General features: G+C 67.9%; 16 protein-coding genes and 1 pseudogene. 6 read left to right on the plus strand and 11 right to left on the minus strand.

Translation table 11 applies throughout. The features are described 5' to 3' along the window. Window position 1 precedes the first annotated feature (1 nt). The 3 genes from AC1RUS_RS08525 to AC1RUS_RS08535 form a co-directional block, all read right to left on the minus strand. Window positions 2-2,263: a CoA transferase gene (locus AC1RUS_RS08525; RefSeq protein WP_492914966.1), complete on the minus strand. Its 2,262-nt coding sequence runs from the start codon at window positions 2,261-2,263 to the stop codon at window positions 2-4. A 106-nt stretch (window positions 2,264-2,369) separates the two neighbouring features. Beyond that, window positions 2,370-3,017: a TetR family transcriptional regulator gene (locus AC1RUS_RS08530; RefSeq protein ID WP_492914968.1), complete on the minus strand. Its 648-nt coding sequence runs from the start codon at window positions 3,015-3,017 to the stop codon at window positions 2,370-2,372. 82 nt (window positions 3,018-3,099) lie between these two features. Beyond that, window positions 3,100-4,470: a helix-turn-helix domain-containing protein gene (locus tag AC1RUS_RS08535; protein WP_492914970.1), complete on the minus strand. Its 1,371-nt coding sequence runs from the start codon at window positions 4,468-4,470 to the stop codon at window positions 3,100-3,102. Between AC1RUS_RS08535 and AC1RUS_RS08540 the strand changes: the two are divergent. Then, a pseudogene (locus tag AC1RUS_RS08540) lies at window positions 4,442-4,870 on the plus strand (biotin/lipoyl-containing protein); the annotation flags it as partial. The gene AC1RUS_RS08535 and the pseudogene AC1RUS_RS08540 overlap by 29 nt on opposite strands. A gap of 98 nt (window positions 4,871-4,968) precedes the next feature. Here the strand turns inward: AC1RUS_RS08540 and AC1RUS_RS08545 are convergent. Next, window positions 4,969-6,789: an amidohydrolase family protein gene (locus AC1RUS_RS08545; RefSeq protein WP_492914972.1), complete on the minus strand. Its 1,821-nt coding sequence runs from the start codon at window positions 6,787-6,789 to the stop codon at window positions 4,969-4,971. A 247-nt stretch (window positions 6,790-7,036) separates the two neighbouring features. Here AC1RUS_RS08545 and AC1RUS_RS08550 point away from each other — a divergent pair, with 247 nt between their 5' ends. The 3 genes from AC1RUS_RS08550 to AC1RUS_RS08560 all read left to right on the plus strand — a co-directional run bounded on the left by AC1RUS_RS08550 (window position 7,037) and on the right by AC1RUS_RS08560 (window position 11,688). Beyond that, window positions 7,037-10,159, plus strand: a complete 3,123-nt coding sequence (locus AC1RUS_RS08550; protein WP_492914973.1) for a TonB-dependent receptor plug domain-containing protein — start codon at window positions 7,037-7,039, stop codon at window positions 10,157-10,159. A gap of 111 nt (window positions 10,160-10,270) precedes the next feature. Continuing rightward, the gene (locus AC1RUS_RS08555; RefSeq protein WP_492914975.1) at window positions 10,271-11,191 is read left to right on the plus strand and encodes an alpha/beta fold hydrolase; all 921 of its coding nucleotides are present in this window, start codon (window positions 10,271-10,273) and stop codon (window positions 11,189-11,191) included. Next, window positions 11,188-11,688, plus strand: a complete 501-nt coding sequence (locus AC1RUS_RS08560) for a cupin domain-containing protein (protein WP_492914977.1) — start codon at window positions 11,188-11,190, stop codon at window positions 11,686-11,688. The genes AC1RUS_RS08555 and AC1RUS_RS08560 overlap by 4 nt, the downstream gene beginning before the upstream one ends. A gap of 214 nt (window positions 11,689-11,902) precedes the next feature. Here the strand turns inward: AC1RUS_RS08560 and AC1RUS_RS08565 are convergent, their stop codons facing one another. The 3 genes from AC1RUS_RS08565 to AC1RUS_RS08575 form a co-directional block, all read right to left on the minus strand. Further along, window positions 11,903-12,514, minus strand: a complete 612-nt coding sequence (locus AC1RUS_RS08565) for a hydrolase (RefSeq protein WP_492914979.1) — start codon at window positions 12,512-12,514, stop codon at window positions 11,903-11,905. 232 nt (window positions 12,515-12,746) lie between these two features. Further along, entirely contained in the window at window positions 12,747-13,811 is a 1,065-nt protein-coding gene (locus tag AC1RUS_RS08570) for a FecR family protein (protein WP_492914981.1), read from the minus strand. Then, window positions 13,808-14,335 (minus strand): sigma-70 family RNA polymerase sigma factor, encoded by a 528-nt coding sequence (locus AC1RUS_RS08575; protein WP_492914983.1) that lies wholly within the window; start codon window positions 14,333-14,335, stop codon window positions 13,808-13,810. Before AC1RUS_RS08575 ends, AC1RUS_RS08570 begins: the two co-directional genes overlap by 4 nt. A 326-nt stretch (window positions 14,336-14,661) precedes the next feature. Here AC1RUS_RS08575 and AC1RUS_RS08580 point away from each other — a divergent pair, with 326 nt between their 5' ends. Further along, window positions 14,662-15,198, plus strand: coding sequence for a helix-turn-helix domain-containing protein (locus AC1RUS_RS08580; RefSeq protein WP_492914985.1), 537 nt, complete (start codon window positions 14,662-14,664; stop codon window positions 15,196-15,198). 90 nt (window positions 15,199-15,288) lie between these two features. On the opposite strand, the gene AC1RUS_RS08585 is transcribed toward AC1RUS_RS08580, so the two are convergent. The 4 genes from AC1RUS_RS08585 to AC1RUS_RS08600 all read right to left on the minus strand — a co-directional run bounded on the left by AC1RUS_RS08585 (window position 15,289) and on the right by AC1RUS_RS08600 (window position 21,730). After that, window positions 15,289-16,683 carry an amidohydrolase gene (locus AC1RUS_RS08585; protein ID WP_492914987.1) on the minus strand — a complete coding sequence of 465 codons (1,395 nt, stop codon included), beginning with the start codon at window positions 16,681-16,683 and terminating at the stop codon, window positions 15,289-15,291. Window positions 16,684-16,691: 8 nt separating this feature from the next. Beyond that, window positions 16,692-19,991, minus strand: a complete 3,300-nt coding sequence (locus tag AC1RUS_RS08590) for a TonB-dependent receptor (protein ID WP_492914988.1) — start codon at window positions 19,989-19,991, stop codon at window positions 16,692-16,694. A 315-nt stretch (window positions 19,992-20,306) separates the two neighbouring features. Beyond that, window positions 20,307-20,939 (minus strand): flavin reductase family protein, encoded by a 633-nt coding sequence (locus AC1RUS_RS08595; protein ID WP_492914990.1) that lies wholly within the window; start codon window positions 20,937-20,939, stop codon window positions 20,307-20,309. A 23-nt stretch (window positions 20,940-20,962) separates the two neighbouring features. Continuing rightward, the gene (locus AC1RUS_RS08600; protein ID WP_492914992.1) at window positions 20,963-21,730 is read right to left on the minus strand and encodes a GntR family transcriptional regulator; all 768 of its coding nucleotides are present in this window, start codon (window positions 21,728-21,730) and stop codon (window positions 20,963-20,965) included. 279 nt (window positions 21,731-22,009) lie between these two features. Between AC1RUS_RS08600 and AC1RUS_RS08605 the strand changes: the two genes are divergently transcribed. Beyond that, on the plus strand, window positions 22,010-23,212 hold the full coding sequence (locus tag AC1RUS_RS08605) for an ABC transporter substrate-binding protein (RefSeq protein ID WP_492914994.1): 1,203 nt from the start codon (window positions 22,010-22,012) through the stop codon (window positions 23,210-23,212). The last annotated feature ends 2 nt before the right edge of the window (window positions 23,213-23,214 follow it).

Genomic DNA, 23,214 nt, shown 5'->3' on the forward strand with positions numbered 1-23,214 from the left:
GTCAAACGTCTACTGGCCGCGTCGCCGTTTGGGCCTCGGCGAGCAGGCGCTCTTGGGTCGGCTCCAAGACGCCGTCGGCGATCAGCCGGGCGATTTCGGCCTCGTCGAGACCCAGCCAGTCGCCAACGACCTCGGCCGTCTGCTCGCCGGCCAAGGGCGCGGGCCCGTGTGGCGCGTCCGCCAAGGCCAGGCCATGAGCGTGGGTGCGCTCGGCGACGACCGGCTCGCTCAGGTAGGGATGGCGTTCGACGCGATAGAAGCCACGGTCGCGGTAGGGCGCGAACGCCGGCAGATCGGCGACGCGCAGCACGCGCCCCGCCGGTATTCCCCTGGCCTGCAAGGTTCGCATCGCCTCGTCGGCCGACCGCTCCGCGATCCACTGGGCCAGTCCCTCGTCCGCGCTCTCGGTCGAGCCGATCATCTCGCGCAACGCTCGCAGATCCCGCGCGCCCCGCACCGTCACCGCGCACCATTCATCGTCGCCGGCGGCGGGATACACGCCCTGCCACGCGTCGACAGGATCGCTGCGAGATCGTCCCAGCGACGTCCGCGCCACCTGGGCGGCGAACTGGCTCAGCATCACCTCGGACTGGGCGATACTGGCGCGGCCGCCGAGCCCGGTGCGGAGCCGCCGGATCAGCAGGGCGGCGACGGCCATGGCCCCAATTCGCCCCGCGACGTGGTCGGGATAGATGGTGATCGAGTCGCTGAAGCCCTCCGGATCGTCCGGATAGCGCCAGGCCAGGGTCAGCCCCGTGGCGGCGCGGACCAGCGGTCCATAGCCCATCCGCCCGGCCCAAGGCCCCGTCGAGCCGAAGGCCGAGCTGTCGGCCATGATGATGCGCGGATTGAGCTTGGCGATCGTGGCGTGGTCGACGCCCAGGCTCTCCAGCGTGCCGGGCTTGAAGTTGGACAGGATGACATCGGCTTCGGCCGCTAAGTCCAGGAACAGCGCCCGGCCGCGCGGCTCGCGCAGATCAAGGCCCAGGCTGCGCTTGTTGCGATGGCCGGCCGCGAAACTGACCGAGAGGCCATAGGAGAGGTAGGACTGGCGATTGCCGTCCGGAAAGGCGCGGCTCTCGACCTTGACGACATCCGCGCCCTGGTCGCCCAGCAACCGCCCCTGCTCCGCGCCGACCACGATCACGCCCAGGTCCAGCACCTTCAGACCTTCGAAGGCGCGCCGGCCGGCGACGGCGACGGCGGCGGGCGCGGGAAACGCCACATCTTCGTCGGTCGACGCGCCGGGTCCCATCCGCGCGCCGTCGATACACGCCACGCCGTTGGGCAGTTTGGCCAAAGCGCCGTCGAGCAGGCGGACTTCGGTCAGAGCTTCGCGGTCGGCGACGTGGTCGCTGGCCATGAACTCTTCCAGCGTCAGCACGGCCGAGATCGGCACGCCGTGGCTCTGCCCCTCGGCCTCAAGCTCGTCCCGCGTACGATCGGCGAAGAAGGCGGCGATGGCCGGCAACAGGTCGGGCGACTTGTAGCGGACGGCGGTCTTTTCGAACTCCGGCGAGGCGAAGGCGGCCGGCTGGCCCATCCAGCGGAACATGCCCTGCCACTGACGCCGGGCCAGCAGGCAGATGCGCACGTGGCCGTCGGCGCAGGGCAGGATCGGATACTGGAAGCCCTTCGGCGGCCGGTCGCGCGACAGCAGGTGGGCCGGCTTGCCCAGAGTGGCGCTGCCGGCGATGCCGAAACCCGGATCCAACGCCTGCACCGCGCCGTCCAGGGCGGAGAAGTCGATGTGGTCGCCTACGCCGGTGCGCAGGGCGTGATAGAGCGACACCGTCAGGGCGTAGGCCGCCTGGGCCGCGGCGCACTGATAGGCCAGGTCGCCCGGCGGCGGCAGCGGCGGCCGTCCGCGAACGCCAGACCGCGACAGCTCGGCCGACAGCGCGTGCAGGACGAGGTCGCTGCCCTGCCAGCCGGCGCACTCGCCCCGCGTTCCGAAATCGCTGACAGTCATGGTGACCAAGGACGGCCGGGCCGCGCGCAGCGCCGCCAGGTCGATCGGCTGACCGGCGTCGGCGACGATCACATGCGCGATGTCGAGGACAGCTTCGGCTTCAGACGACCAGACCTTGCCGATATTGGCGACCAAGTCCTCGATGTCATCGCTGGACGGCTCCACCAGCCGCGTCACCTGGGCGCCGAGCTCGGCGAGATAGCGCGTGATCGGCGCCAGCGGGCCGGCGACCGCGTCCGCGACCCTGATCCCGCGCAGCGGACGATCCGTCTCGCGCTCGGTCGTTTTCACGCGCGCTTCCCCCAAGACCTCCGTTGATCGGAGCGTCTTAATTGATCGGTTAAATGATATCGGACGCCCCGGTCAACCCGTCCCGTAAGCGGACGTCGCGGAAGCCTCAAGCGGCGCTGGGGCGGGCCAGGACGCCATGGAAACACAGGTCTAGCACGTGCTGGACATAGCGTTGCTTGATGTCCTCAGTCAGGTCGGCGGCGCCCAGCGTCGTCGGCAGCGAATAGCCGGCGTAGAAGATGTGCTCGCAGGCGCCGACCACGCTGTAATAGAGCAAGCCCGGATCCAGCTCGCGGAACGCGCCCTCCCCTAGGCCCTGAGCGACGATCGACCGATAGGCCGCCACCATCGGCTCGACGAAGATCTTGGCCACCCGCCCGCTGGACGCCTTATCGCCCTGGGCGATCATGTAGTTGATCAGGCGATTGATATAGGGCGAGCGATAATAGGTGTTGATGATGCCGCCGATGTGGATGCGCAGCTTCTGCTCAGCCGACAGGTCCATCTTCACGAGGCTGCCGAGATCGGCCATCGACGTTTCGGCCATGCGTTCCAGCAGCGCCAGGAGCAAGCCGTCCTTGCTGCCGAAATAGTACTTGATGAGCGCCGAGTTCAGTCCGGAACGCTGGGCGATCTCGCTCAGCGACACGTCGATGTTGGAGCGTTCCGAAAGCACAGCGGCGGCGGCGTCCAGCAGGATCGTCCTGGAATCGCGCCGCTCAAGGGTCGCGCTCTTGGCCTTGGCTCGCGTCATGACGGTCTATCGGGATCCCCTCGCGATCTCGTAGCTAATCGCTTGAAGACATTCGTCAAAGCGATTTCCGCGACGTCAGCCCTCAGTCCCGCCGATGGAGCACGAAGGGCACCGTGCGGCGCTCGGTCAGGCGCACATCGAAGCCCCGATCCACCGGCGGGAAGGCGCGCTGGGAGCAGTCGTCGCGCTCGCAGATCCGGCAACTGACCCCGATCCGCGTCGCCGGCCCGTTCAAATCCAGCCCCGCCGCATAGACCAGATCGCCCACGTACTTGACCTCGCAACCCAGCCCCAGAGCGTAGCGACGGTCCGGACGCAGATAGGACCCCGACGGCTTGGACACGCCCTTGGCCAGGCTGACATAGCGCACGCCGTCCGGCATCTCCGCCAGTTGAACCAGCCAGGCGTCCGGACGCGCGAAGGCGTCGTGGACGTTCCACAGCGGACAGGTGCCGCCGAACCGTGCGAACTGCAGGCGCGTGGCGCTATGGCGCTTGGTGATGTTGCCCGCCTGGTCGAGGCGCACGAAGTAGAACGGCACGCCGCGCGCGCCCGGTCTCTGCAGGGTGCTCAGCCGATGGAACACTTGCTCCAGGCTGGTCTGGAAAGTCTGGCTGAGGTGTTCGATGTCGTGCCGCGCGACACGGGCGGCCTCGCGGAAGCGCTCATAGGGCAGCAGCAGCGCTCCGGCGGCGTAGTTGATCAGTCCGGTCCGGCAGACCTTGGCCGCGCCCTGGCTGAGAAACCCGGCCTGGGCCAGCTCGGTCTCGACGGCGTCGGACAAGGTGGTCGCCACGATCTGATAGGCCATCTGGAAGCAGCGCGTCTCCGCCGCCTGGGTCGCGCCCAGCAGCAGCAAGCCCTCGGCCGGATCGAAGCGGCGCATCAGGTCCGGATCGGGGGCGCGTTCCACGCGCACGCCCAGCCCATCCCGCAGGTGACGCTCCAGCGCCCATTCCAGCGAGTCCGGCCCGTCCAGCTCCAGGCGCTCGGCCAAGGCCTCCGATGCGAGGTCCAGGGTGTGGATGTAGTTGTTCCTGTAGTGGAAATAATCGCGCACCTCCTCGTAAGGCAGCAGCGCGCTGACCGCGCCCCGCTCGTCCAGCGACACGGCCTCCTCGGTCTGCTTGAGGCGCTCGTCCAGCCGCCGATAGGCCTGGTGAAGCGCCAGATACGACCGCGCCAGATTGGGCGTGCTGGCCGCCGCCTGCTTCAGCTCGCTCAGGCTGGGCGGCGAGGCCTGGTCGAGCGGATCGGCGCTGGCCTCGCGCAGGTCGGCGATCAGGCGCGCGTCGTCGCTGGCGTCCAGCACCGAAGCGTCGACCTCGAACACCCGCATCAGGTCCAGCAACACCCGCGCCGTCACCGGCCGCTGGTTGGCCTCAATCTGCGACAGGTAGCTGCCGGACACGCCCAGCAGGGCGGAGGGCCGCTCGCTGACCCTGTCGGCCATCGACTGGCGGCCGGGCCTGGCGACCTTCCGCGGCGCGCTGGACGGTCAGGCCTTCACGGTCCAGGTCGCCCCGGCGGCCGAGGGCTTCACCATCCGCCACCGCGCCGCCAAGGCCCGGGTGCTGGTGCTCACCCCGCGCTCGGCCGAACTGCACGACAAGCTGCCCGAGAAGCAGGCCGCCGACATCTCCAAGCTGGTGCTCTCGCCGATGCCGGGCCTCGTCGTCTCCATGGACGTCGCGGTGGGGCAAACCGTCCGCGAGGGCGAGGTCGTCTGCGTGCTCGAGGCCATGAAGATGCAGAACATCATCCGCGCCGAGCGCGACGGCGCGGTCAAAGCCGTCAACGCCAAGGCCGGCGACCCCGTCGCGGCCGATGAGGTGCTGGTCGAGTTCTCGTGATGACTTTCGCCGCCACGCTGCGCCAGTCGGGGTCCGCCGAACGCGTCGCGCCCTTGCGCGCGCCCGACCGGCTGATGTCGATCACCATGCTGGCGGCGTCAGTAGAACGTCACGTCGTCCAGTTCGAACCACAGCTTGCGGCCAGCGGGGCGTGAGCCGGAGACGCCGACCTCGAGCAGATCCCCACCGTTCCAGGCGTCGGCGGCGCTCCGGGTCGAGCCCGGACGGGCGAAGGCCGAGAACGGCACGACCACCTTGCGCCAGGTCGGATCGGCCTTGACCTCGGCCTGCCAGGGACCGGAGACCGTATTGATCGTCACCACATAGGGACCGGCGTCGCCGCGAAGCGCGAAGCTCAATCCCTTGAAGGCCGTCGCGTCGACCGGCTCCACCGAACCTCGGCTCAGCGGCAGCAGGACGCCCGCGTCCGGCTCGGCCTTGTTGGCCATCTTGGCCGCGACATTGAGGACCCGGCGGCCGTCGCCCTTGTCCAACACCTGCGAGACTTCCACGCTGCGGTCTCGACCGCCGTCGAAGTCGTTGAGGCGCAGGGTGTCCAGGCTGGTGCGGCCGTCGGCGCGCTCGAAGTCGTCGATCAGGGCCTTGGCCTTGAGGGCCGGCAGTGTCGGCTGGTCGTTGGCGGGCGAGCGCGTCGAACCCGGTCCGAAAGCCGCGCGACCGTCGATGAACACCCGGTCGACCTTGCGGATGTCCTCGATGCTGGTCCACGGCTTGCCGGCGATCAGCACGAAGTCGGCGCGCTTGCCCTTTTCGAGCGTGCCGCGATCGACCAGCAGGTTCATGGCCTGGGCGCTGGTCGCCGTGCCCGCGATCAGCGCCTGGGCCGGCGTCAGGCCGGCCTGGACCAGCAATTCCATCTCGCGGAGCGTCGAGGCGCCGTGCACCGTTCCAGGCATGCCGGCGTCGGTGCCGAGTACGATCGGCACGCCGGCCGCCTGCAACGTCTTCACATTGGCCAGGGCGTAGCCGAACTTGCGCGCGGCCTGCTGGATGCGGGGACTGTCGGGATCGGCCGGCGGCTTCTGGCCCGGCTTGACCGGCTCGTAGACCGCCAGGGTCGGCGCATAGAACAGGCCCGAGGCCTTGATCTTGGCGATGGTCCCGGCGTCGAGCGGCCGGTCCTGCAGGCTGTGGGCGATGACGTCGACGCCGGAGTCGGCCGCCACGGCGCCGCGGTCGACGGTGACCGTGTGGGTGAGGACCTTCAGATTGTACTTGTGGGCCGTCTCGGTGAGCGCCTTCAGCGTCCAGCCGTCCATGCTGGTGTTGTCCGGCGCCGAGCCATAGCGCCAGCCGTCGGTGAAGGCCTTGATGGCGTCGGGCTTGTAGGGCGCCAGGCCCTCGATCGCGGCGCGGGCGGCTTCCGGCGTGTCGACCCAGCGGGTGGTGGCCTCGTCGGCCCAATCGGCGCCATGGCCGCCCGGCGTACTGACCCGGGCGACGAAGTTGACGTGCGGCGCGGTCAGGGTCCCGAGCCAGCGCCGCCGCGGCGCGAAGGACTCCGGCTGCTGGTGGAAGTCGTTCACCGTCGTGACGCCGGAGGCGACATAGGCGTCGGCGATCTTCGGCGTGATGGCCGGAACGCCCGCCGGGGTCCAATGGGTGTGGACGTCGAAGAAGCCCGGCAGCAGGGCCTCGCCCTTGGCGTCGACCACGGTCGCGCCCTTCGGCGGCCGGACCTTGGGACCGACCTCGACGATCCGCCCGTCGCGCGCCACCAGCGCGCCGCGATAGGGCGCCGCGCCTGTGGCGTCGAAGATCTCGGCGTTGACGATCGCCAGGGTCGGCGACGTCGCGGCCCGCGCCTGGCAGACCCCTAGCACCGCGGCGGCGGCGAGGCTCACGGCCAGGGCGGCGCGATAGCGACTCTGCAACGTCCGGACAGGGGAAGCGGTCATGGGCGTTCCTTCGTTTCGATACGCATCACAGGGGCGGGCCGGCATCCGCGCCGTCGAGAGCTCCCATAGGGTTCATGACGTTCGGTCGCGTCACAACCGCCACTCGCCGGCGAACGGGCAAAGCCTGCTCAATAGGCTGGATGATCACCCGACGGGCTCTGGCGGCGTCGCCGATTGATCGGCGATATCTCAACTGTTAGTGGGCGACGCCGAGGGGGAATCGCCGATGCGGGGAAACAGGGCGTGTGTGGGTCTCGCAGCTCTGGCGCTGATCGCGAGCGCACCGGGATCGCCCGCCCTCGCCCAGCGCAGTCGCGGGGTGCGGGTCGACACGACGGGGCAATCGCTGGCGGCGGCGCTGACCGATATCGCCAGGCGGTCGAACCGCGAGCTGCTGCTGGCCGCGCCGACGATCGGCGGACGCGCCGCGCCGCGCCTGCGGGGCCAATATACGATCGACCAGGTCCTGCCGCTGCTGCTGGCCGGATCGGGCCTGGCCTATCGGCGCACCCCGGACGGAACCTACATCATCCATGCGGCGCCGGCGCTTCCGACGCCCGAGCCCGACGCGCCGGTGGCCCTGCCGGAGCTGCTGGTCACCGCCCGCTCCCAGAACAGCGACATCCAGCGCACCGAGAACGACATCCAGCCCTACAAGGTCTGGAGCAGCCACGACATCGAGCAGGCGCACTCGATGGACATCGACGATTTCCTGCGCAACCGCGTCACGGCCAACGGGCAGTCGACGACACGCATGGCCGAGGCCGGCGGCGGCAGCCGGTCGGAGGTCAACCTGCGCGGCCTTGGCTCGAACCAAACGCTGGTGCTGGTCGACGGACGACGGATGCCGAGCCTGCCCGCCCTGGATGCGACGCTGACCCTGCTGCAGGCGGATCTCAACGGCATTCCGCCGGCCGCCATCGACCGCGTCGAGGTGCTCAACTCCACTGCGGGCGGCATCCATGGCGTCGGCGCGACGGCCGGCGCCATCAACATCGTCCTGAAACGCGACTACGAGGGCGCCCGCCTCGGCGTGACCTATGGCCTAAGCGGTCGGGGCGACGCCGGGCTCGCCCGGATCGACGGACAGGTCGGCTTCACGTCGAAGGACGGCCGCACGCGCGGATCGATCTTCTTCAGCCGCTACTGGGGCCCCGACCTACGCAACGGGGACCGCGACGTCAGCACCCGCGCCCGCGAGCTCAGCGCGGTCAACGATCCAGCGGGCTTCGCGCGCAGTTCGCCCATCAGCGCGTCGATCAATATCGTCAGCCTCTCGGGCGCAAATCTGACTCTAGACCCGCGCTATGGCGGCGTTTCGCTGGGCGCGATCTCGACGTTCGTGGACGCCGACTATCGCGGGATCGCCTCCGACGGCGGCGCGCAGCTGCTGGCTCATGCCGGCCAGACGGATACGTCGCTGTCGCCGGACGCCGCCGGCGCGCGCCACAGCCTGCTGACCCGTCCTTCGACGACCTCGATCATCGCCAACGGTCGCCACCAGTTCGGGACTTCGATCGAGGCCTATGTCGACGTGATGGCCCTCCAGAACGTCGGTGAGGCGACGCTGCGGCGCAATCCGCGCAGTCCGGTGATCGCCGCGGACGCTCCGACCAATCCGTTCCAGCAGGACATCGTGGTCAGTTACCCTCTGGAAGGGATCGACGGCCGCCAGTTGAGCCGAACCCGAACCCTTCGCCTGACCGGCGGCCTGATCGTCGACTTGCCCGGAGCCTGGAAGGCGGACATCGACTACGCCTGGGCGCGCGCCCAGCTTCGGGAATGGGCGTTCGGCGCCAATCTGAACGCAGATTTCTCCGACGCCATCCATGATGGCATGCCCTCGGCAACCGGCGGCGTGGCGATCGATCCCCTGGCTGGTCGGGCGGCGTTCCAGGCCGCCGTCGCGCCCTATCTGTTCGATAGCCACAGCGCCGGATCCCAGACAGACCACTTCGACGATCTCTCGCTGAGACTGGCGGGGCCCGTGCTGGACGCTCCGGGCGGTCCCGTCACGCTGTCGCTGCTGGCGGAGTCGCGCCGCGAGCGCATACCGTCGGCGCCCTACCTGTTCACCGTCAGCGGTTCGGACACACCGTTGGCGACGCTCATGCCGTCTGTCTCGATGCAGACGCGCTCGGCCTATGCCGAGCTGCGCGCGCCGCTCACGGATCGCGGGACCGGCCCCGCTGGGCTCAAGGGGCTGGAGCTCCAGTTGGCGCTGCGACGGGACAGCAACCGCCCGGTCCTGGAGGGCAGCTATTTCAACCTCGACGGCGAGGCCGGGCCGCCCGTCCGCCTCCACTACGACTCGACGGTCTATACTGCGGGTCTGAAGGCGTTTCCTCTGGACGGCTTGATGGTGCGGGCCAGTGTCGCCTCGGGCGTCCTGCCGCCGCCGCTCCAGAGCTATGGCCTGTTTTCCTATCTCCTGACCGCCGATCCGGGTCAGGCCTCGGACGCCACGCCCGTGTACCTGATGGACCTGCTGGTATCGGACCCCAAACGCGGCGGGACTTCGCTGGGCTCGGAAGGCGCTTTCAAGCTGATCTGGGGCGGCGGCGGCGACCTCAAGGCCGAGCGCGCCAGGAGCCTCTCGCTCGGCGCGGTGCTGGCGCCGTCGGCGATCAGCGGCCTCAGGATCTCGATCGACTACACCCGTATCCTCAAGCAGCGGGAGATCGTCTCGGATCATCAGCAAGACTATGTCTACATCCTGCAGCACGAGGACCAGTTCCCTAGCCGCGTCACCCGAGCGGCCCTGACCGACGCCGATCGCGCCAAAGGCTATAGCGCAGGCGTCGTGACCGCCGTCGACACCACCAGCTTCAACATCGGCCGCACCCAGGTCGAGGCGGTGGACTTCCAAGCCGACTATCGCCTGTCGACGCGGGACCTGGGCGATTTCGGCTTTCACGCGGCGGCGACCTGGCAGCTGAACCTCCGCCGACGCGCCAACGCCGAAAGTCCGTGGGTGAACTTTGTCGGGATGTCGGACGGACCTCTGGAATGGCGCGCCAATGGCGGATTCGACTGGTCGCGCGGCCCGCTCGGGCTGGGCCTCAATGCTGTCTTTTACGACCGGTATCGACCGCAGACGTCCGATCTTCTGCCCAGCGCCGCCGCCTCCAAGGTTCTGCAGCAAGGCTCCGCCTGGATCCCCGCCCAGGTCTATTTCGACCTCTATGGCACGCGGCGGCTGACCCTGCCGGAGGGCCGTGGATTTCGATCGATGGAGATCCGCTTCAGCGTCCAGAACATACTGGACCACCGCCCGCCGATCATCGTGAGCCGCATCGCACCGAATTTCAGCCCCTATGGCGATCCGCGCCTGCGCCGGTTCGAGGTGAGTTTCGTGGGACTTTTCTAGCCGCCGCTCCGGCCAGATGAGGGTTCTTGAAAAACCTGCGTTCTGCCCAGTGAAGGCGTCCCGTCGGACGTCGTGGCGCGGTCGGTTCCGCGCCGTTCCGGAGGTCCGCAGATGTTCAAGTTCGTTCCGGTCGCGCTGGCGACCCTACTCCTCTCGACCTCGGCCATGGCGCAGGTCAAGCCGTTCCCGGCCGACTTCAAGACCCAGGAAATCGCCACCAACGGCGTGACGATCCATGTCCGTGTCGGCGGCAAGGGTCCGGCCGTCGTGCTGCTGCACGGCTATGGCGAAACCGGCGACATGTGGGAGCCGCTGGCGGCCGATCTGGCCAACGACCACACCGTGATCGTGCCCGACCTGCGCGGCCTGGGCTTGTCGTCCAAGCCCGCCGCCGGCGGCTACGACAAGAAGAACCAGGGCGAAGATGTCGCCGGCGTCCTGGACAGCCTGAAGATCGCCAAGGCCGACCTGGTCACGCACGACATCGGCAACATGGTCGGCTATGCCTTCGCCGCCGAGCACCGCGACCGCGTTGGCCGCTTCGTGCTGATCGACGCGCCGCTGCCCGGCGTGGGCCCGTGGGAGGACATCCTCAAGAACCCGCTGCTGTGGCACTTCCGGTTCGGCGGTCCCGACATGGAGCGTCTGGTGGCCGGTCGCGAGCGCATCTATCTGGACCGCTTCTGGAACGAGTTCTCGGCCACGCCCGCCCGCTTCACCGAAGCGTCGCGGGAGCACTACGCCAAGCTCTACGCCCAGCCCGGCGCCATGCACGGCGGCTTCTCGCAGTTCGCCGCCTTCGACCAGGACGCCATCGACAACAAGGCCTTCGTGGCCCAAGGCAAGTTGAACATGCCGGTGCTGGCCCTGGGCGGCGAGAAGTCGTTCGGACCGATGATGGCCACGGTGATGCGCTTCGCCGCCACCAACGTGACCGAGGGCGTCGTTCCCGACTCGGGCCACTGGATCATGGAAGAAAACCCCAAGGCCACCGTCGCCTTGGTGCGCGGCTTCCTGGACGCCAAGCAATGAGCCGCCGGTTCCTCACGGCGAGCGCCGCCGCTCTGCTGACGGTGGTGGTCGCCCTGGGTCCCATCCAGCGGGGCGCCCTGGCTCAGGATCGCGCGCTGCGCCTGACCCCGACCGAGATCGACGCCCAGGCCAGGGGCGGGGCCGGAGCCGGCACGTCCGGCGTGGCCGGCATCCGGACCACGATCCTCTATGGCGACCCGACCAAGGCCGGGCCCTATACGATCGAGATTCGCGTGCCGCCCAACACCCGGATCGCCGCCCACGGCCATCGCGACAGCCGCACGGCCGTTGTCGTCGCCGGAGCCTGGTGGTTCGGTTACGGCCGCAAGGCCGACGAGACCCTCGTCAAGGCCCTGCCGCCCGGCAGCTTCTACAGCGAGCCGGCCGGCGTCGACCATTTCGCCATGACCAAGGCCGAAGGCGCTAGCGTCTACATCTTCGGCTTCGGCCCGACGAGCACCGACTATGTCGAGGCTGCGGACACGCCCAAGCCCTGATCTCTCCGGGCGCGCTGGTCCCCGGCACGCCCGTCCTTCCCCACAAACGGCTCCTCCCCCCTCACCCGCGCTGGCCGCCAGCGCGGGGTTCTTTTTGCGCAAGGACATCCCTGTCCACGGATCGAGCCCGCCTGATCAGCCGCAGCCAAGACGCGCAAACGAAAGGGGAGCGGGACCCGCCGGTCCTGCTCCCCTTTTTTGTCGCGCGATCCGTTCAGTGGCCGACGGAGCGCAGGACGATTTCGGCGAAGCCCTGGGCCGTCGCGGCGCGGTTCCAGTCGCGCTGCAGTTCGCAGGCCACCTGGATCCAGCTGACCGGCTTGCCGCCGGCCTGTACGACCCGGTCGATGCCGGCCTGGTGCGCCAGCTGCGAGGTGCCGCCCACCGCGTCGACGACGGCGAAGACGTCGAAACCTTCGCGCAGGGCGTCCAGCGCCGGGAACGCCAGGCAGACCTCGGTCCACAGGGCCACCATGATCAGCTTCTTGCGGCCCGTGGCCTTCACGGCGGCCACGAAGTCGGCGTCCTCCCAGGCGTTGATGGCGGTGCGGTCGATCGGCGTCACGTCGGGCAGGACGTCGGTTATCGGGGTGATGGTGGGGGTGTTCAGGCCGGTCGCTACATTGACCGTGGTGAGGACTACAGGCAGGTCATAGAGCCTGGCGGTCTTGGCCAGGTTCACGACGTTGGCGATCAGCAGGCGCTTCTCCATCGTCACGATCGAGGACACCTGGACGGGCTGGAAGTCGATGATCACGAGGGCGGCGTTCTGCGGCGTCAGAAGCGCGTCGGCCAGCGGATCGCGGATAGTCAGGGGCGAGGTCATGTCGGGCGTCTCCAAGGGTTGAAGAGCGGTCGATCGGAACCCGTTCTCGATATTGTTCGAGAATATTTCCGAATGCTCTTAATTTTGGAAACGCAGTTTTTCCGAAAATCCCCATCACTCGGGATGAGCATTACGGAAATCGTTCGCGTTGTTTTGCACGCGAATACAGTACAAATAAAAACGTCGACGGCCGCTTGCACCAAGCGGCCGTCGACGAGGAGGTTTGACGCGATCAGCGCTTGGTGGCGATCAGTTCGTAGGTGTCGGCGTCCCGGGCCACCAGCTTGACCGGCAGCACCTGGGACACGTTACGGCCGAAGCGGGCGACGTCGCCCGTGCGGAACAGGCCGGTGATCCGCATCGCCGCCACCTTCGGATCCTTGATGACGATCTGGGCGCGCGTATAGCGGTTGAGCTTGGCCACGGCTGCGGCCAGCGGTTCGTTCTCGAACTCCACGACGTCCTGCTTCCAGGCCAGGGCGTCGTCCAGATCGATCGGGACGACCTTGCCGGCCTCGGCGCCGTGGGCGGCGAAGGCCTCGCCGGGGCGCAGCTTGACCAAAGGCGCGCCCGCACCGCTGGCCACGCCCGCCACCGAGACGCTGCCCTGGGCGAGGACCACGCGCACGGAGTCAGGCGACAGCCGGACGTCGAACTGCGTGCCCAAGGCGGTGACGACCCGGTTGTCGGCCCGAACCGCGAAGGGATGGGCCGGATCGTGGGCGACATCGAAGAAGGCGCGCCCCTTCAGCAGGCGCACGTCACGGCGCGAGTCCGAGAAGGCCACGTCGACGGCGCTGTCGGCGTCCAGCGTCACCCGCGTGCCGTCGGCCAGGTCGACGATCGACTTCTGGCCCCGGCCGGTCACGTAGTCCGCCGTTCCGACGGTCCGCATGGGATCGCTCGAGACGCTGTTGCTGGCCACTTGCCGCGGTTTGCTGGACGAGCTGAACCACCCGCCTTGGACGCCGATCAGCAGTGTGGCCGAGACCGCGACCACCGCGATCGAGGCGGCGATGGCCTGCGGCCAGAACGCGCGGACAGGCTCGGGCTTGGCCTGGCGCGCCGCGCGGCCCATGGCGGCGATCAGGTCGTTGTCCTCGGCGTCGTCGAAGACGCCCCACATTTCCTGCACGGCGTCCCAGGCGGCCTGGTTGGCCGGATCAGCCTCAAGCCACTGCTGGTGCTGCTCGCGCTCGGGCGACTGGGTCAGGTCGTCGATCGCCATCCAGCGCGCAGCGGCCTGCGCCGGGCTGAGGTTGCGGACGTCGGCGAGGGTCAGGACGGCGCGGGTCATCGGGCGTCTCCCCCGTGGGCCATCAGATGCTCGATCGCCTTGGTCATGTGTTTTTCCACGGCGCTCACCGAGATGCCGAGCTGCAGGGCGATGGACTTGTGCCGCATGCCGTCCAGACGCTTGAGGAGAAAGATCGCCCGCGTCCGTTCGGGCATGGTCATCAGCGCAGCGGCGGCGGCGTTCAGCGCCTGCTTGCCGGCATAGATGCGGGCCGGATCGAAATCCTGCTCACCGTAGATTTCGGGATCCAGCGCCACATGCTCTTCGGCGTGACGCACCGTGCGCCGGCGATGACGGTCGGTCAGCACGCTGGCGGCCGTCTGGAAGATATAGGCGCTGACGTGATCCAGATTGTCCGGGGTGCCGCGCACCGTCAGGCGCAGGAACACTTCCTGGACAAGGTCCTCAACCTCGGAGGCGTTTCGCACGCGACGCCGAAAATAGGCGGCCAACGGCCCTCGCATCGACCCCGCCGCCTGGGCGAAGGCCTGGGCGCGCGCGGCGTTGTCGTCAGCCTCGGTCATGGTCTCTCCGAGAGCCATACCCATCACAATTCCGATCTTTGCCCAAGAGGCGGTGGACGTCATCTCGACGACGCGCACGCGCCCCGTCCGACAAGGCAGAACGCAGGCCCAAAAATTCTCCCCATCAAATTCGGAATCTTTTTTGCGAAAAGCCGCGATCGCATGGCGCCTCAGAAGAAACACATTTCAAAACAGCCACTTAACACACCAACTCGCCCGCCGATGGTCTCGAAAATGCCGTTCAGGAGCCGATGGGGAGTTTTCGACGACGTGCGTCGTGCCTAGCGAGCGGCTGAACGGCGGTCGCTGAAACGGGAGGCGACGACATGACGGCGATGAACACCCAGCTGGCGGCCAAGGGCGCGCTCGCCGGTCAAATGGCCCAGGCGATTCTGGAAATGCTGGAAGCAGCCCAGCGCGTGCTGCGCGCCGATCCCGGTCAAGCCAAGTCCCTGCTCGATCGGGCTTCGGTCCTGCTCAGCCCCGCGCCGTCCGTCGAGGCGTCGGACAGCGCGCTCAGCGGCCTGGCGCCGTGGCAGGAGCGGAAGGTCGAGCAGTTCGTCGCGGAAAACCTCGACCGGACGATCGTGGTCGGGGAACTGGCCAGCCTGGCGCGCCTCAGCACCACTCACTTCTCGCGCGTCTTCAAGCGCAGCTTCGGCGTCACCCCGCGCGACTATGTGATGCACGCCCGGCTGGAGCGCGCCAAGACCCTGCTCGCCCGGACCTCGACGTCCCTGTCCCAGATCGCCCTGGACTGCGGCTTCTGCGACCAGGCCCACATGTCCCGCATCTTCCACCAGGTGGTCGGCGCCACGCCCAGCCGCTGGCGCAAGCAGTCGATGTTCGAGATGGCGGCGTAGGGGCGGCGTGCGAGGAGCCGAACCGGTCGTCACGCCCCCCTCTCAGCGAGGAATGACGACCGCCAATGCGCTACAGGGTGTGGACCCGACCTAGCTCGCGACCGCCTTGGGGAACGCGCCGGCCGCCAGCACGCCCCGATGCAGCACCGTCTTTCGCGGCGGCAGGCGGGCGACGGTTTCGGCGGAACAGGCGGCGGCGACCAGAACGCAGTCGGCGGCGTCGCCGACCTTGGGCCAGACCATCTCGCCAGCGGCGTTCAGCGGCGTGATCCCGCCGGTCGGGATCTTCAGGGCCTGGGACAGCCCGTACTCGTCCGACCAGCCATAGAGCTGGCAGGCCAGCTTGGCCTTTTCCAGCACGTCGCCGCTGCCGAACACGGACCAGTGGTCGACGACACTGTCAGTACCTGTGAACACCTTCACGCCGCCGGCCTGCAAGGTGGGGATCGGCATCATCCGGGTCCCGAACGGGATGGTCGAGGCGATCGAGACGCCAGCCTCGTTCAGGCGCGCGGCCATGTCGGCGGCGGCGGCCTTGTCCAGCGACATCAGCGAGAAGGCGTGGCTGATGGTCACGCGGTTCTTCAGCACCGGGTTCTTGGCCGTGATGTCGGCGATGCGGGTGATGGCGGCGATCCCGCTCTCGCCCGGCTCGTGGATGTGGATGTCGACGCCGGCTTTTTCGTCCAGCGCGATCTGCATCATGGTGTCGACCGACTTCTCCATGCCGCCGTCGACCGCCGTGGGGTCGATACCGCCGACATGGGTGGCCCCGGCGCGGATCGCCTGGCGCATCAGATCCTCCAGACCGATGCTGACGAAGCCGTGTTGCGGGAAGGCGACGATCTCGTGGCCGAAGTCGGCGTTGTGGCGGTCCAGCGCCGTCTTCAGGTGCTCGACATGTTGTGTCCCGATCACCTTGTCGACGTTGCACTGGCTGCGGGCGAAGGTCGTGCCATTGGTCTGCAGCAGCTTCACCAGCGCCTCGGCGCGCGGCTCCAGGGTCGGCAGCATTTCCGGCAAGAGCTTGTGCTCCAGCGCGATCTGGCCGGCGATGCCGCCCTTGCGCTTGCGCGGCGCGCGCCAGGGGGCGCTGTAGAAGGTCTTGTCCAGGTGGATGTGCATGTCGCGGAATGACGGCAGCATCAGCAGGCCGTCCGCGTCATAGGCCTTTGCCCCTTTCGGAATCGGCGCGTCGGCCGGCAGGATCGCGGCGATGACGCCCTTGTCGATCTTGACGGTCTTCAGCGCGGTGCGGGTGCCGACGACCTCGTCGCCCTCGCGATCGTAGCCCGTCTCCAGGCGGACGTTGCGAAGGTAATAGAGGCCGCCGGCCGCCGGCGCCTTGGGCTGAGGGGCCGCCGAGGCGCCGGGCGAAGCGGCGGCGAGGCCGAGAGCCCCCGCCGCCAGGCCGCCGGCGCCCAGGAGCGCGCGACGGGAAAGATCAGGCGTCATGGTCGTCTTGCCTTGGGTTTGATCGGTCATGTCTGCCCCTAGAACTTGTAGCGGACGCCCAGCTTCACCTGCCAGACGGACTGAGCGTTGAAGCTGGTGGCGGCCTTCGAGGTGAACTTGTCGAACTGGTAGAAATTGCCCTGCCCCGCCGAGCACGACACCCCGGTGAACTGGCAGTTTCGCGCCACGATGTTGGACGAGACGTACGGGTTGGGCACCTGCTGGATCACGCCCCACTTGTTGTTGAGCATGTTCCCCAGGTTCTCGATGTCCATGTAGATCTCGGCCTTGGCGGCGTGCGGGAAGAAGGCCGGGGCCTCCTGGCTCAACCGGATGTCGACCGTGGTCACCTCGGGCGACTTGAAGGCGTTGCGCGGCGTGATCTTGCCCGCGTAGTCGATGAGGCCGGTCTTGGTCAGGAAGGCGTTGAAGGCGGCGAAGTCGAAGCCCGGCGCATAGGTGATGATCGGGTCGCTGCTGGCGGTGACCACCCCGCCCGACGTCTTGGGCACGTAGAGCAGCTGGCGATTGCGCGAGGCGTTGGCCCCGTTCTCGCCCACCAGCACGTCGCCGGCCTGGGCCGAGCTGGCCCCGACGTCGAAGGTGTAGCTGAAGGGCAGACCCGAGCGGCGCTGGGCGAACAGGGTGATCCCGGTGCGATAGCCCTCGAAGAACTCGTGGCGATAGCTCAGCGACAGCTTGGACAGATGCCGGAACTCGTAGTTCGAGGTCGCCAGGCTGGGATCGTTGGCGTCGTCGGTGGCCACGCCGTTGTAGTTCGAGGCCGCCACGGTGCTAACGCCCGGATTGACGTCCTTGGAGTTGATGTAGGTGTGCGAGACCTGCGCGTCCAAGCCGTCCAGCACACCCTCGGACCAGTGCTTGCCCAGGGCGACGCCCAGTTGGTCGGTATGGCCCTGGCTCGTATTGGTCACGAAGATATCGTAGCGGTTGTCGCGCGAGCGCAGATAGGTCGGGCGCCCGTCGGGCGCGGCGGGACCGGGATTGGCCTTGCTGTAGAGGTCCTCCCAGGTGACCGCGTCCTTGACCTCGGTGCGGATGTATTCGGCGCTGACCCGCCAGTCGTCGCCGCCAAAGCGGCCCAGGTCGAAGCTCTTCTGGACGCCGATCGAGGCCTTCCACGACGACTGCGGCTTGAAGTCGGGGTCGAGGATGTTGGTGATCCCCTGCCCCGTCGCGGCGCTCTGTGTGTTGAGCGCCTGGACGGCCGCGTTGACGGTCTTGGCGTCGACATTGTTCAGGCCCGCCAGGCAGGCGGCGCTGGCCGTGGCGGTGCGCGAGCAGTTGACGTTCCCCAGCACGATGCCGGTGTTGTAGAAGGTGTTGGCCGTCCACACGGTGGGCGAGCCGCCGCCGAACAGGCCCACGCCGCCGTAGATGGTCAGCGTCGGATCGGGCTGCCAGTTGAAGCCCAGGCGCGGCTGAAGCAGGTGCTTGCCGTCCAGATTGGCGCTGTTGTCGAGGCCATAGCGCGCCATGATCACCGGGTTGGCTTGCGGGCTGTCGCTCTGGGTGAACCAGTCGTAGCGCAGGCCGGCCTTGACGGTCAGGTTCGGCAGGATCGACCACTCGTCCTGCAGATAGGCGGTGTTCATGGCCGAATGGATGGTCGCCCCGCCATGGGCCTTGTTGTTGTCGCCGGCGTTGGCGTAGGCCAGAGACGAGGCCAGTCGCGCCTGCAGGTCGGCGATCGAGTTGAAGGTATAGGCGCCGTTGGCGTTCTGCACGAACAGGTCCCAGATCTTCAGGGCCTCGCGCTCATAGCCGCCGGTGATCTTGTGGGCGCCCAGGGTGTAGATGCCCTTGGCCCGGTACTGCTGCAGGTAGGTCGTCAGTTCGTTGGCCTGATACGAGGCGTCGGTGCCGGCATAGATGCTGGGGCCGGAGCCCGTGCCGTTCACATAGACCCGGAACTGGGCGTAGTCGGTCCCCGCCAGCGGCGTGGAGGGATTGTCCATCTTCTTGTACGAGGCGCTGAGCTCGGTGGTGAAATTGTCGGTCCAGTTCGAGAACAGCTGGGCCTTGTAGACGTCGAGATTGTTCTCGCGCTCGATGTACTTGGACAGCAGGCCCAGCGAGGTCGAGGTCCCGGTCAGGGTGTTGCCCGACGCGCTGAGGCTGGAGCCGTGGGTGCGCTGGTAAGAGGCCGTGGCGCGGTGGCGGTCGTTGATGTTCCAGTCCAGCTTGACGAAGTACTTCTCGTCGAGGTTCGGGAACTCCGAGGCCGTGTAGCCCAGAGGATCGTAGCCGTAGACCGACTTGATGATGTCGCGCACCTGCTGGGCCTGGGCGACGGTGACGCCGGGCACCTCGTTGGGCATGCCCGAACCGACGGGGCCGGTCAGCGACGGCTCCAGGTGCTCGAACTTCTCGTAGTTCAGCGTGAAGAACAGCCGGTCCTTGATGATCGGACCCATCAGGGTGGCGCCCCAGGTCTTCTCCGAGAACTTGCCGCCCAGGGTGCGCTTCTGGCGCGTGCCGTCCTGGAAGTCGTCGTATTCGAACTTCTTGCCCTGCATGTTCTGGTTGGTGTTCTCGAAGAACGCCATGCCGTGGAATTCATTGCCGCCCGACTTGGTGGTGGCGTTCAGCGTGCAGCCGCCGAACGAGCCGTAGTTGACGTCATAGGGCGCCATTTCCACGCCCAGGGTCTCCACCACGTCCATCGAGATCGGCGAACGCTGGGTCGGATAGCCATTGGCCTGCAGGCCGAAGTCGTCGTTCTGGCGCACGCCGTCGATGGTCAGAGAGTTGGAGCGGTTGTTGGCCCCGCCGCAGATCAGCGCCTTGTTGTTGGTGGAGTCGATGGCCACGAATGGGTTCATCCGGGCCAGGTCCTTGAGGTCCCGGCTGATCGACGGGGCCAGCTGGATCTGAGCGGCGCTGAAGTTGGAGCTGGGACCGGTCTTGAGGTCCTTGGCGCCGACCGAGGCGGCGGTGACGACCAGGGCGTCGACCGCCCCGGTGTCGAGGGCGAAGTTCAGCTGGAAAGCGTCGCCGGTGTTGATCGACGGCACCTGCACCGTCTTGGTCCCGTACTGCGGCGAGGTCGCGGTGACGGTGTAGGGACCGCCCGGACGCAGGTTGCGGGCCGCGAAGGCGCCGTCGGCGCTGGTGGTCGAGGTCGTCGTCGTGCCCGACGGCGCGTGGACGATGGTGACCGCCACCCCCGCCAGCGGCGCGCCGGCCTCGTCGGTCAACCGACCTTGGATGGCCCCGGTGATCACCTGGGCGCGAACCACCACCGGCGCGGACGCGACCGCCATGGCGATCACCCCGAACGCCACACCCGATGCAAGCCTTCTCGAAAACGACATCGCCAAATCCCCTCTGTGCGAGTCCCGACCGCGTATCCCCACGCGGCCGTCGCCCTCGCGCCGGATCGACTTGGCCGACCGCCCACGCCAGGGACGAGCCAAGGGAGCCAGAGGTTTCGTCGATGATCTAAAACTAAATCGTCGACGATTTGATATTCATGTGTCGACGTTATGCTTTGCCGGAAATTTTAGCGGAATGCCTGGAGGCGGTGCATGCGGTTGGAGCAATTTCGGCCGTTCGCGGAGGATTGTTGGGCCGAAGGCCGTCGCTCTGAAACAAGATCGTCGACGATTTGAGCGTCGACGGGAGGCCGCTCAGATCTCGTCGATCTCGGTCTCGCGCACCTGGGCGGCGCCGCCTTCCAGCGAGAAGCGGTCGCGCGTGGTGACGTAGAAGCTGGCCCCGAAACGCCCGACCGGGAAATAGTCCTGCAGGCTGACCCGCCAGGTCTGGCTGTCCACCAGACCCTCGCGGGCGTGCAGGTGCAGCACCTTGCCGAAGAAGATCAGCCGGCTGTCGGTGCGGATGGTCTCCCACAGCGAGCACTCGAAGGCGACGGGCGCCTCGACGATGCGCGGCGGGACCACCTCGAACGACGGCGCGGCGGTCAGGCCGGCCATGTCCAGTTCGCTCTGATGCGAGGGAATGGCCGCGCCGCAGGCGTGCATCTTGGCGGCCATGGCCTCGTCGGTCAGGTGGACCACGAACTGCCCCGAGGCGGTGATGTTGGCGGCGGTGTCCTTCAGCGCGCCCGAGGCCAGCATGTTGACGCTGATCATCACCAGGGGCGGATCCTCGCCTAGCATGTTGAACATGCTGAAGGGCGCGGCGTTGACGACGCCGTCGGCGTTGACCGTCGTCACCAGGGCGATCGGCCGGGGCACGATCAGGCTGGCCATCAACTTGTAGCGTTGATAGGCGGTCAGCGCCGCGAAATCGACGTGCATGGAAGCCGTCCGGTCCAAGAGGGTCACGCCAGGCTGAGCATCTGGGCCAGGGTCTTCACCGAGGACGGCCGCTCCAGGCAGATGCGGTCCTCGAGCCCGACCAGGTGAGAATTCATCGCCGCCACGGCCCGCGGCGCGTCGCCCTTGGAGATGGCGTCGACGATGTCGCAATGCTCCTCGTGCTCGCAGGCGGCGTTGCCGGCGGGCTCGTAGAGGGCGACGATCAGCGAGCAACGCGAGATCAGTTCGGTCAGGTAGGCCAGCAGGATCGGGTTGCCGCCCAGGGCCGCCACGCGCAGGTGGAAGTTGCGCGCCGTCTGGGCCCAGGCCGGCTGATAGGCGTTGGCCATGGCCTCTTCCTCCTGGCGCAGCAGGGCGTTCAGCTCGTCGATGTCCTTGCCGCTGTGGCGCTGCACGGCCAGTTCGACCAGCGCCGCTTCCAGGGCCCGGCGGGCCTCGAAGATCTTGCGGGTCTCTTCCGGCGTCGGCGCGGCGATCACGGCGCCGCGGTTGGGGCGCAACTCGATGATGTGGTCGTGCTCCAGCCGCTGCAGCACCTTGCGCACCACCGCCCGACTGACGCCGAACAGCGCGCACAGGGCCGGCTCGGGCAGCTTGGTGCCGGGCGGCAGGCGCTGGTTCAGCACGCCGTCGAACACCGACTGGTAGATTCGCTGCTCGACGTCCGAACCCGCATCGACCGGCGCGATGCCGCCCATGTCGGTCTTGGCCGGACCGCGCTTGGCCTTGCCGCGCGGTTTCGAAGCGGCGATTGCGGGTTGCTTGGTCATGTCGGGCGCCGAAAATGAAGACTGAGGTTGTAAGGACGTTGCGTCGCCGGTGACGCAAGCGCGGAACCGCCCTCGCCGGCTCCGTTAGACGCAGAATGCCGCGATAGCGAGCAAACTTGCAATCGGTTTTGTCGACTTTCTGCACACCACAACTGTCGACTTCTTTTATTTCAGATCGTCGACGATTTTACGATCGATCTTCCCGACACCCGCGCTTAGCTAGCCTCACCGCACGTCGCCAAAAGGCGCCTGTGCTCCTTGCTTCAAGAGGTGACGCCCGTGTCGCAACCCTCCCGCCGCCAACTGATCATCGGCGCTGGCGCGCTGGCCGTCGTCGCCGGCGCGGCCGTCGCGCTCAAGAAGGGCGGCGGCTCGGATCCGATCAAGATCGGCCTGGTCACCGCCCTCTCCGGCCAGTCGGCCCGCTCGGGCGAAGCCATCACCCGGGGCCTGACCGTGGCCATCGACGAGGTCAACGCCGCCGGCGGCCTGCTGGGCGGCCGCAAGCTGGAGCTGGTCCGCCGCGACGATGAGAGCAATCCGGCCAAGGGCGTCACCGCCGCCCGCGAACTGATCTACAAGGACAAGGTCGCCATCCTGTTCGGCGGCCTCGACACGCCCGTCGCCCGCGCCATCGTGCCGATCGCCACCGAGGCCAAGGTCCCGTTCATGGTGCCGTGGGCCGCCGGCACGGCGATCACCCACAACGAAACCAATCCCAACTTCGTGTTCCGGGTCTCGGCCGTCGACGAGGAAGTCGACAAGGCCATGGTCGCCTATGCCCGCTCGACCTTCGCCGCCAAGAAGCCGGGCCTGATCCTGCTGAACAACCCCTGGGGCCAGTCCAACGAGAAGGGCCTGAAGGCCGCCCTCGCCGCCGTCGGCTCGCCGCTGGCCGGATCGGAGAAGTTCGAGGTCTCCGACGTCGACGTCACCCCGCAGCTGGGCCGCCTGCGCGCCCAAGGCGCCGATGTGCTGATGCTCGTCGGCACGGTCGGCCCGTCGGCGCAGGTGGTGAAGTCTCTGGACCGCATGGGCTGGGACGTTCCGGTGGTCTCGCACTGGGGCCCGGCCGGCGGCCGTTTCGGCGAACTGGCCGGCCCCAACGCCTCGCGGGTGAAGTTCATCCAGACCTACAGCTTCTCGGGCCCGGCGACGCCGGCGCAGACGCGGGTGATGGCGGCGCTGAAGGCCAAGTACCCCGACATCAAGTCAGCCGCCGACGTCACGCCAGCGGTCGGGGTGGCCAACGCCTACGACGCCCTGCACCTGGCCGCCCTGGCCATCGCCAAGGCCGGCTCGACCGACGGCGACGCCGTCCGCCGAGGCTTCGCCGACATCGACTCCTATGACGGCCTGATCAAGCGCTACGCCAAGCCGTTCGCCGACGGCCGCCACGACGCCCTGGTCGAGACCGACTATGTCTGGGCCCAGTTCGAAGGCGATCACATCGTGCCCGCCGCTCAGACGCCGCGCGGCTAGGC

The sequence above is a fragment of the Caulobacter sp. GW821-FHT10F06 genome (assembly GCF_058809215.1).

Bases quoted from the DNA above. Each gene is read 5' to 3' on its own strand.
- AC1RUS_RS08545 (WP_492914972.1), bottom strand. From the start codon at position 6,789: ATGACCGCTTCCCCTGTCCGGACGTTGCAGAGTCGCTATCGCGCCGCC.
- AC1RUS_RS08595 (WP_492914990.1), bottom strand. From the start codon at position 20,939: ATGCACGTCGATTTCGCGGCGCTGACCGCCTATCAACGCTACAAGTTG.
- AC1RUS_RS08560 (WP_492914977.1), top strand. From the start codon at position 11,188: ATGAGCCGCCGGTTCCTCACGGCGAGCGCCGCCGCTCTGCTGACGGTG.
- AC1RUS_RS08530 (WP_492914968.1), bottom strand. From the start codon at position 3,017: ATGACGCGAGCCAAGGCCAAGAGCGCGACCCTTGAGCGGCGCGATTCC.
- AC1RUS_RS08575 (WP_492914983.1), bottom strand. From the start codon at position 14,335: ATGACCGAGGCTGACGACAACGCCGCGCGCGCCCAGGCCTTCGCCCAG.
- AC1RUS_RS08585 (WP_492914987.1), bottom strand. From the start codon at position 16,683: ATGACCGATCAAACCCAAGGCAAGACGACCATGACGCCTGATCTTTCC.
- AC1RUS_RS08600 (WP_492914992.1), bottom strand. From the start codon at position 21,730: ATGACCAAGCAACCCGCAATCGCCGCTTCGAAACCGCGCGGCAAGGCC.
- AC1RUS_RS08590 (WP_492914988.1), bottom strand. From the start codon at position 19,991: ATGTCGTTTTCGAGAAGGCTTGCATCGGGTGTGGCGTTCGGGGTGATC.
- AC1RUS_RS08565 (WP_492914979.1), bottom strand. From the start codon at position 12,514: ATGACCTCGCCCCTGACTATCCGCGATCCGCTGGCCGACGCGCTTCTG.
- AC1RUS_RS08580 (WP_492914985.1), top strand. From the start codon at position 14,662: ATGACGGCGATGAACACCCAGCTGGCGGCCAAGGGCGCGCTCGCCGGT.
- AC1RUS_RS08535 (WP_492914970.1), bottom strand. From the start codon at position 4,470: ATGGCCGACAGGGTCAGCGAGCGGCCCTCCGCCCTGCTGGGCGTGTCC.
- AC1RUS_RS08570 (WP_492914981.1), bottom strand. From the start codon at position 13,811: ATGACCCGCGCCGTCCTGACCCTCGCCGACGTCCGCAACCTCAGCCCG.
- AC1RUS_RS08555 (WP_492914975.1), top strand. From the start codon at position 10,271: ATGTTCAAGTTCGTTCCGGTCGCGCTGGCGACCCTACTCCTCTCGACC.